Source organism: Chitinimonas sp., assembly GCF_041904975.1.
In the GTDB taxonomy this organism is placed as follows: Bacteria; Pseudomonadota; Gammaproteobacteria; order Burkholderiales; family Chitinimonadaceae; genus Chitinimonas.
This window is the reverse complement of sequence record NZ_JAYRLZ010000375.1, coordinates 1-3,301: the sequence shown is the minus strand read 5'-3', so window position 1 is coordinate 3,301 and position 3,301 is coordinate 1. Positions and strand designations below refer to the sequence as shown.

Sequence of the window (3,301 nt, the reverse complement as noted above, 5' to 3'; positions counted from 1 at the left end):
AAATTCCGGCGGGGTGGCAACGCGCTTTCGTACGCAACACTCGCCATTCGATGCATTTTTACGAGGCCGGGTTTCGTGTTCCCAAGGTCAGTGCGGCATAGGCGTGAAAAACATTTGCGGTCAGCACATTCCATTGCTTGATACATCAGGCGAATTCAACCGGACACAATAGGCCGCAGGTCGCCGCCCGCTTGCCTTGCCGCGTCAGCCGGCTAGCGTAGAGAGATGATGAAGCACTTTATCCATCAGGTCTGGGCTGCAAGCGCGGTGCTGTGCGCCACGCAAGCGATTGCAGCTCCCGTGGTGCGCGGATGCGAGAGTGATTTCGACTGGCCGCCACTGTCGTACCAGACGCTCGATGCAAACGGGCAAGCTAGCTGGCATGGTTTGGGCTATGTGCTGGCTGAGACAGCGTTCAGTTCCATGGGCTATTCGCTGCAGGTAAGCCGGATGCCGTGGGCGCGCTGCCTGGCAGAAGCGGCTGCCGGGCGATTCGATGTGTTGTTGCTATCGTCGTACAGCCCGGAGCGCGAGCGCGATTTCCTTTACTCGGCTCCGTTGGTAAGCACAACGCTGGGCTTGTTCCACCTGCGGAACCGCCATTTGCCGGAACGCTTTTACGACGCAAAGGCCTTGGGCAGATTTCGCTTGTGTGCCGTGAACAGCGCCAATTTGTCGGCATTTCAGGTGGAGCCAGGCAGAGTTGATTTCAGCGCCTTCGATCTGGATGCGGTGGTCGCCAAAATCGTCAGCGGACGCTGTGATTACGCCCCGGTGGTCATTGAAGTGTTTCAGGCGACTCTGTTTCGCGACGGACTCAATTACGGCGCGGACCCCCGGTTTGGCTTTTCAAAGGCGGACTGGGTGGGGAAAGTGGATTACATGACCCTGTTTCCGCGCAACCTGCCCTCCTCTGCAGCCTTGCGTGATCGCTACAATGCCGCCCTGAAGCAGTTGCACGAACAAGGCATTTACGATCGCCTGGCCGAGCAGTACCACTGGCCGCATTGAGCAAGAAGAGCGCTGAGCGGATCGGGCTTGCAATCGCCGCTGATTGCAGGGATCCCCGCAATCAGAGTGCACCCGGCGCTACACCAGAATCACATCAAACTGTTCTTGGGTGTATGCCGACTCCACCTGCAGCGAGATCGGCTTGCCGATAAAGTCGGCCAGCATGGCGAGGCTGGCGCTCTCTTCATCGAGGAACATATCGATCACCGACTGGCTGGCCAGGATGCGGTATTCGCGGGCGTTGAACTGGCGTGCTTCGCGCAGGATCTCGCGCAACACCTCATAGCAGGCGGTCTGGGCAGTCTTGATCTCGCCACGGCCCTGGCAGGTCGGGCAGGGTTCGCACAGGATATGGGCAAGGCTCTCGCGGGTGCGTTTGCGGGTGATTTCCACCAAGCCAAGGCTGGTAAAGCCGGAACAGGTGACCTTGGTCCTATCCTTCATCAGCGCCTTGTGCAGCTCATGCAGCACCTGCTCGCGGTGCTCGGCATTATCCATATCGATAAAGTCGACGATGATGATGCCGCCCAGATTGCGCAGGCGCAGCTGGCGGGCGATCACCTGGGTCGCTTCCAGATTGGTCTTGAAGATGGTGTCGTCGAATGAGCGGGTGCCGACAAAGCCGCCGGTGTTCACGTCGATGGTGGTCATCGCCTCGGTCTGGTCGATGATCAGGTAGCCGCCGAATTTCAGATTGACCCGCCGTGCCAGTGCCCGCTCGATTTCCGTCTCTACACCGTGCATCTCGAACACCGGGCGCTCGCCCTGGTAGTGCTCGATGCGCGGCGCCACATTCACCACAAAGGCTTCGGCAAATTCGGCCATGCGGGTGAATGTTTCACGGGAATCCACGATCACTTTCTGCGTGTCGTCGTTGACGATATCACGCAGCACCCGCATGGCCAGATTTAGATCCTGGTACAGCAAGGATTCTGGCGGCAGGGTTTTGGACTTTTGCTTGAGGTCGGCCCAGATGCGTTCCAGATAGTCGACATCGGCATGCAGCTCGGCATCGCTGGCATGCTCGGCCGAGGTGCGGATGATATAGCCGCCGTGATCCTTGGCATTGGGCAAGAGCTTGAGCAGGCGCTCACGCAGATGCTCGCGGCCTTCGCCATGCTCGATGCGCTGGCTGACGCCGATATGGTGCTCCTGCGGCAGAAACACCAGAAAGCGCCCGGCAATGCTGATCTGGGTGGACAGACGCGCGCCCTTGCTGCCGATCGGGTCCTTGATCACCTGCACCATCACGCTCTGGCCCTCGAACATCAGGCGCTCGATACGCTGCGGCTCGCTCGGATGCTGGCGCTGCTCGATCACATCGGCGATATGCAGAAAGGCCGCACGTTCCAGGCCGATCTCGATAAACGCCGACTGCATACCAGGCAATACCCGCCGCACCACACCCAGATAGACATTGCCGACAATGCCGCGCTGGGCTGCGCGCTCGATATGGATTTCCTGGACGATACCTTCTTCGGTCACCGCCACCCGCGTTTCCTGCGGGGTGACATTGATGAGGATCTGCTCTTTCATCGCTGTACGACCTGTGAAATCTTGAACCGCAGCGAACTCGCGCAAGGTGTGGGCGCTGCATCCGGCGAATACGCTGTGGTTCAGGATCTGGTTTTTTGTGCCGGCATCAAGCGCATGCCCAGCTTCAATAGTTCTTCCCAGGCGTCGCCGGTGCCAATGCCCTTGATGATGCGGTCGATCTCGGCTGCATGCAGCAAGGCGGCTTTCAGTTGCACACCCTTGAGGCGGTCCAGCGCGGCCGGATAGCGTTTCTGTTTGTCGCCCCATACGCGGTTTTCGCGGTATAGCTGCTGCAGATTGCCACCGGCTTCGCGGCCACGGCCCACGCGCAGCAGGGCGCGTACTTCGTCGGCCAGCGCCCACAGTACCAGATGGGGCGCCTCGCCTTCACCGCGCAGGCCATCGAGCATGCGGGCAAAGCGGGCGGCATCACCGGCCACCAGGGCCTCGCCCAAGCCCCACACATCGTAGCGGGCTACATCGGCCACTTCGGCTTGCAGATCGGCCAGGCTCAATTCGCCGGGTGGATGCAGCAGGGCCAGTTTGTCGATTTCCTGCTTGGCGGCGAGCAGATTGCCCTCGACCCGAGCCACCAGATAGGCCATGGCCTCACTGGCCAGGCGCTGCTGCTGCCGCGCCAGCCGCTCGCTGATCCAGCCGGGCAGCTCGTTACGGCCGATTGCCGGGCAGGCCAGGCTGGCACCTGCCTCTTGCAGCGCGGTAAACCACTTGGCTGATAGCTGCGGCTTGTCGA

3 protein-coding genes are annotated in these 3,301 nt (G+C 60.6%); 1 reads left to right on the top strand and 2 read right to left on the bottom strand.

Going from position 1 to position 3,301, the window contains the following annotated elements; translation table 11 throughout:
* Positions 1-267: 267 nt before the first annotated feature.
* The gene (locus tag ACE3OH_RS21005) at positions 268-1,011 is read left to right on the top strand and encodes a substrate-binding periplasmic protein (RefSeq protein ID WP_374357810.1); all 744 of its coding nucleotides are present in this window, start codon (positions 268-270) and stop codon (positions 1,009-1,011) included.
* A 78-nt stretch (positions 1,012-1,089) separates the two neighbouring features.
* Here ACE3OH_RS21005 and rng read toward each other — a convergent pair whose 3' ends face one another.
* A complete protein-coding gene (rng, locus tag ACE3OH_RS21000) occupies positions 1,090-2,547 on the bottom strand; it encodes a ribonuclease G (RefSeq protein WP_374357807.1) in 1,458 nt (485 codons plus the stop codon).
* Positions 2,548-2,627: 80 nt separating this feature from the next.
* A partial coding sequence (holA, locus tag ACE3OH_RS20995; RefSeq protein ID WP_374357798.1) for a DNA polymerase III subunit delta occupies positions 2,628-3,301 on the bottom strand: 674 nt, incomplete at its 5' end.